The sequence below is a fragment of the Aminobacter sp. P4_H6_2 genome (assembly GCF_056400805.1).
On record NZ_JBFUKO010000352.1, the window covers coordinates 1 to 5,573 of the forward strand.

A 5,573-nucleotide genomic window follows, 5' to 3' on the forward strand; every position below is an offset into this window, starting at 1 on the left:
TCGGCACTGCGCAAGTTCGAGGTGACGGGACCGGATTCCGAAGCGCTGTTGCAATACACGCTGACCCGCGACGTCAAGAAGCTCGGTGTTGGCCAGGTCGTCTACACCGCCATGTGCTACGAGCATGGCGGCATGATCGACGACGGCACCTTGCTCAGGCTCGGCAAGGACAACTTCCGCTGGATCTGCGGCGACGACTATTCCGGCGTCTGGCTGCGCGAGGTCACCGAAAAGCTTGGCCTCAAGGTGCTGGTGCGCTCCTCGACCGACCAGATGCACAACATCGCGGTGCAAGGTCCCAACAGCCGCGATCTCCTCAAGGAGATCATCTGGACACCGCCGCACCAGCCTGCGCTGTCGGAACTCGAATGGTTCCGCTTCACCATCGGCCGCATCGGCGATGCGCAAGGCGTGCCTGTGGTGGTGTCACGCACCGGCTACACCGGCGAGCTTGGCTACGAGGTCTGGTGCCATCCGCGCGATGCCGAAAAGGTCTTTGACGCGGTCTGGGAAGCCGGCCAGCCGCATGGCCTCAAGCCGATGGGTTTTGCCGCACTCGACATGGTGCGCATCGAGGCCGGGCTGATCTTTGCCAATTACGAGTTCTCCGACCAGACTGACCCGTTCGAGGCCGGCATCGGCTTCACCGTGCCGCTCAAGACCAAGACCGATGACTTCATCGGCCGCGAAGCCTTGATCCGACGCAAGGACAACCCGATCCACAAGCTGGTCGGCCTCGACATCGACGGTAATGTCGCTGTCGGCCATGGCGATTGCGTCCATATCGGCCGCGCCCAGATCGGCGTGGTCACCTCGTCGATGCGCTCGCCGGTGCTGGGCAAGAACATCGCGCTCGCCCGTGTCGATGCRACRCAYGCCGCYGTCGGCACCGAGGTCGAGATCGGCAAGCTCGACGGCCAGCARAAGCGCCTGCCSGCCCGCATCGTGCCYYTCGCMCACTACGATCCGAAAAAGGAACGCCCGAGGTCGTAAGCAGCATGACTTGACGGCATACCTGCATAAGCCCCGCTTTCCGCGGGGCTTTTTGCTTGAGGATAGCGGAAATTGGCTTATTCACGATGAATAGAGATACCATCGGGGCAAGGTAGCATCGTGGAAATATTTTCTTGGTCGCCCGTCGTCATGATGCTTCCCTTTATCGTGGTGGGCGTCATTTCGTTTTTGCTGGGGACGGCGTTTCTGGCGATCTTTGCGCGGCAGGCGCAACGCAACCCCTTGTCCATGCCGGTCGCCGCCTTCGTCGGAACGATCACCACGGCATGGGCGCTATCCCTAGGGTTCACGGCGGCGGATGTGTGGTCAGTAAATTCGCGCGCCAGCGAGGTCGCCAGCGCAGAGCGCTCCTCGATGATACGTCTTGCCGGCATGGCGAAGCCGGAGGCCCTTGCTTCCACCGAGTTGATGAACGGCCTCCAAGCCTACAAGGGCGCAGTTGTTGCGGCGGAATGGCCGAACGCCAATCGAGCGCCCGAGCCGGCCGTCGAGCAAGCCTTGCAGGACATCCGTCTTGCTTTGATCGGGTTGTCGAAAACAGGTCTTCCAGACCCGATCATCGGCCAGATGGTCCAGGATTTTGACGAGTTGCAGGATGCGCGCAATTCGCGTCTCGCTATCGGCGCGAGCTCGGTCAATCAGCTGAAATGGTATCTCGTGCTGTTCCTGACGATGCTGTCGGCAATCGTCATTGGAGCTGTTCACGCCGACCGGCCCCATGCGGGCAGGAAGGCGATCCTCATATTCGCGGTGACCGCGAGCGTCAGCCTGTGGATCCTTGCGTTGCACGCCAATCCCTATGTCGGCGTGGCACAAGTGACGTTGGGCGACGCACGGATCTAGCTTGGGCGAAGCCCCGCTCTGGTGGGCGCGCCGCCCAGCCTCACTTCCTCTTTGGTGTGCGCACGGGCTCTGACGTCAGGCTCGCATAGGCCAGCACAATTGCGAAGAAACCAAAAGCGGCAAGCACGCCGGCGACGGTAACAATAGTCTCGGTTGGCATGTCTTTTCTCCATCCTGGAATGTTGAGCATGCTGGTCCCCAGGTGGATGGAGCGCCTTGACCTGGATCAACCGTCGAAAAAGACTTCACCGATGCCCTGGCGCTCAGGCGACGTTGCTTTTGGAGCCCCGCTGCGGTGCGCCGTTGCGCGTGGCAAGCCACGCCTCGGCCTGGCTGCCCGGCATAGGGAAGGCGATGCCATAACCCTGCACGGCAGGGCAGCCGAGCTCGTGCAGCCACGTCAGTTCGACTTCGGTCTCGGCGCCCTCGGCGACGATCGAGATGCCCAAGCCGCGCGCCAGCTCGATGATCGCCTTGACGATCTTGGAATTGGCAGGGTTCTTGTCGATGTCGCGGACAAAACGGCGGTCGATCTTCAGCCGGTCGACCTCGTTGGCGCTGATATGCGACAGCGACGCGTAGCCGGTACCGAAATCGTCCAGCTCCATGCGGATGCCGGCCTTGCGCAGGCGCTTCAACGTCAACCCGATGCCGCTGTTTCCGTCGTCGAGCATGACCGACTCGACGATCTCCAGCGCGACCAGGCGCGTCGGTAGCCCTTCCTTCTTGAGAAGGTCGAGAAGATGACTGGCAAAATCTGCTTCCCGCAATTCCTGCGCCGAAACGTTGAGTGAGAGCCGGCCGAAATGGAGGCCGGCCCGATGCCATCCGGCACCTGTATGGATCGCCTTGGCGAAAATGATGCGGCCGATCGCCGGCATCGTCCGGCCTTTTCCGCCGCCGGCAGGAATTCGCCGGGAGCAATGTTCTTGCCGTCGACCTCCCAGCGCACCAGGGCCTCGACGCCGATCACCTTGCCGCTTTGGAGTGAGACCTGCGGCTGGAAATGAACCGCGAATGCCTGGGTGGTGATGGCCTGGCCCAGTTCGCGCTCGAGATTTGCCTTCTCTTCGAATTTGTCGCGCAACGTTGCCGCAAACAGTTGATAGCCGCCACGCCCTTCGGCCTTGGCGCGATAGAGCGCGAGATCGGCGTTGACGATCAGGTCGCCGATGGTGCTGGTGGCGTCGTGGAATAGCGCCACGCCGGCACTTGCGCTTGGCTTCAGCGAGGTCCCGGCGAATTCCAGCGGCTGCTTGAGAGCAGCCGTGATGCGCGCCGCCACTTCCTCTGCGTCCGCTTCCGAGCCGACATCAGTCAAGATCACGGTGAACTCGTCGCCGCCAAGGCGCACGCAGACGTCGGAATCGCGAACGCTGGCCAGCAGGCGCTTTGCCGTTTCGATCAGCACAGCATCGCCTGCGGCATGGCCAAGCGTGTCGTTGACTGACTTGAAGTGGTCGAGGTCGAGATGGATGACCGCCATCTTCTCGCCCTTGCGCCTGGCGGCGGCAAGAGCAGTGTCCATGTAGTCGTTGAGGAATGCCCTGTTGTAGAGGCCGGTCAGCGCATCATGGTTGGCAGCAAAGGTCATCTGGTCGCGCGCTCTGAGCAGTTCGCTGGTGCACGACACCACCTTGCGCACCAATGGCCTGAAGATCAGCACGGCCTCGGCCAGCAGCAGCAGCAAGGTGAGGACGAAGACGGTCAGGTGGATCTTCTCCACCGCCGCGCCCTTTTCGGCAGCTTCTGATGAAAACAACCTGGTTAGCGACTCATATTCGCGCCGGGCTTTCTCGGCGACATAGAGCCTGAGGGCGGCGAAGTGGGCGGTGGCATCAGGCGGCATCTCGGCGGACACCGAAACAGGCAGCAGGTTGAGGAATGAGTTGACCGTGTGCGAGAGCATTCGCGTCGACGCCTCGATCTGGCCGGGCGCTTCGTTGAAGAGCTTGGTCGCGTCTTCGGAAAGTTCAAGTTGGTGAAGCGGCGATCTCGTCTCGGGCGCTCCGTTGCGTAGGAGTTGCTCATTGGCGAGGAAACTGTCGAGCGCCGCCTTGAGATTCTGGCGTGCCTGGGCGCGCAGCCATTGCGCATCGGCCGTATAGGCCTCCGTTGCGGTCAGCAGTATCCTCTGCGACAGCAATTGCTGGCGGGCGCCAAGTTCGATCAGGGCCGTCTTCTGGACGTTTGCCGAAATGACCGAACTGAGCATGAAGAAGCTGGCGGTCGCAAGCGACGCGATCAGCATCAGCGCTGCCGCATAAGATGCCTTGGTATTGCGCATGAGCCCATGCGCAAGCATCTGGTGTTTAGAGCTGGCCTCAGCGCTCGCCGACATATCGATCCCCCGCTTCTTTACAAGAAGTTTCCCCGGGGCAGCAAAATGCAGTGAAATGATGAATTGCGTGTAAATTTGAATAGTTTCGCGGCATGGATTGGTGGATATTCGCAAAAAATATGCCCGTTCAACCTTCTTGTGGCAGGAACTAATCAGGGGAGCATGTAGATCAGTCGAACTATTCTTGCCAAAGCGCGACGGTCCGCACGGGCAGTTCAGGAACCCTCGGTCCGGGTTGCCGGAACTCAGTCTTTACCGTTCCGGCGGGGCGACGCTTGAGCGTTCCTGCCAACGCGCACATTCCTTACCCAACTCCGCGAAGAAGGCATCGACACCCCAACGCTGGCCGCAAGCTCGTCGTCGTCACGATGATGGTCGGTGCTTCGTCAAATGGCTGATCGTCGGCATGCTCGACTTGTTGCCACGACGTCCAGACTGCGCTTTCACCCATCCTTAACCGTGTCTCGAACTCTCGGTGGATGGGGCTCATTCGCGCCAAATGATGYGCCTACCGACGGCTTGAATGCAGCCGATAGGACTCGCCCGATGGATGAAAAGCAGAAGCCTTCTGAGAGATGGGCGCCACTTCAATGTTTGGGGCACGTCGCGCTATTGTTTGCGCCCATTGCGATCGGACTTGGCGTGTTGATCGTGGTGTCGTCCGGCAAGGATCAGGGTGTGGACCAGGTGGTTACGAGTACTATACAAAAGCGATAGCGTCTGGAGATGCTGATCCGAGCAATGCCTTGGTTGGGATCACACGCGATCGGTTAACAAGATCACGGCGAAAGCTATAGTCGACAGTCTAATGGGCGACGCCTATTTTCTTCGCACGCAGCACCTCTGGCACCGCGATTGCAAACAGCACGCAAGCAGCTGCGACAAAGAGGAATCCACCGATAAGGACATAGACGCCTACGCCAACGACGCCGCCCATGAAGAAGGCTACGATTGTACTGGAATAAAGCTTGAGACGGGCAACTGCTGCTGGGCGATCAGGAGGACTGACTACCAAGGCCGCCAAACCGAGACCAATGTCGGTAGCCATTCCCGAGACATGGGTTGTTCTTACTCTTGCCTGCGATATTCGCGAAGACGCCGCGTTCTGTATGCCCATGATGAAGCTCAGGCACATGATCAAAACGATGCCGCTGCCCACCATTGGTAGCAGTACATCGAGAATTCCCAGCATAACCAACAGGACGGCTTCTACCGCGATACTGTAGGCGTAGATGGCTCGTACGCCTCGGCGGCGGCCAAATTCGATCAGCAGCCCTGACCCAAACGCTCCTGTGATGAATGCAAAGACAAGTGAGGCGAAGAACGCCGCCAGACCGAGCTTGCCCAACCCGACATGATCGGAGAGGGCGGAGAC

Annotated in this window: 5 protein-coding genes and 1 pseudogene; 2 read left to right on the forward strand and 4 right to left on the reverse strand. The window is 60.2% G+C overall.

All coding sequences use genetic code 11. From position 1 onward, the window contains the following. A partial coding sequence (locus AC1DUU_RS21405; protein ID WP_476785406.1) for an aminomethyl transferase family protein occupies nucleotides 1–993 on the forward strand: 993 nt, incomplete at its 5' end. Between the two features lie 150 nt (nucleotides 994–1,143). Continuing rightward, nucleotides 1,144–1,857, forward strand: coding sequence for a bestrophin-like domain (locus AC1DUU_RS21410; protein ID WP_476785407.1), 714 nt, complete (start codon nucleotides 1,144–1,146; stop codon nucleotides 1,855–1,857). A gap of 40 nt (nucleotides 1,858–1,897) precedes the next feature. Here the strand turns inward: AC1DUU_RS21410 and AC1DUU_RS21415 are convergent, their stop codons facing one another. The 4 genes and pseudogenes from AC1DUU_RS21415 to AC1DUU_RS21430 form a co-directional block, all read right to left on the reverse strand. Then, on the reverse strand, nucleotides 1,898–2,047 hold the full coding sequence (locus AC1DUU_RS21415) for a hypothetical protein (protein WP_476785408.1): 150 nt from the start codon (nucleotides 2,045–2,047) through the stop codon (nucleotides 1,898–1,900). A gap of 73 nt (nucleotides 2,048–2,120) precedes the next feature. Next, nucleotides 2,121–2,738: an EAL domain-containing protein gene (locus AC1DUU_RS21420; RefSeq protein WP_476785409.1), complete on the reverse strand. Its 618-nt coding sequence runs from the start codon at nucleotides 2,736–2,738 to the stop codon at nucleotides 2,121–2,123. A 14-nt stretch (nucleotides 2,739–2,752) separates the two neighbouring features. Continuing rightward, nucleotides 2,753–4,198 (reverse strand): annotated as a pseudogene (locus tag AC1DUU_RS21425) (putative bifunctional diguanylate cyclase/phosphodiesterase); the annotation flags it as partial. An 805-nt stretch (nucleotides 4,199–5,003) separates the two neighbouring features. Continuing rightward, the coding region (locus AC1DUU_RS21430) for a YoaK family protein (protein WP_476785410.1) at nucleotides 5,004–5,573 on the reverse strand (570 nt) is incomplete at its 5' end.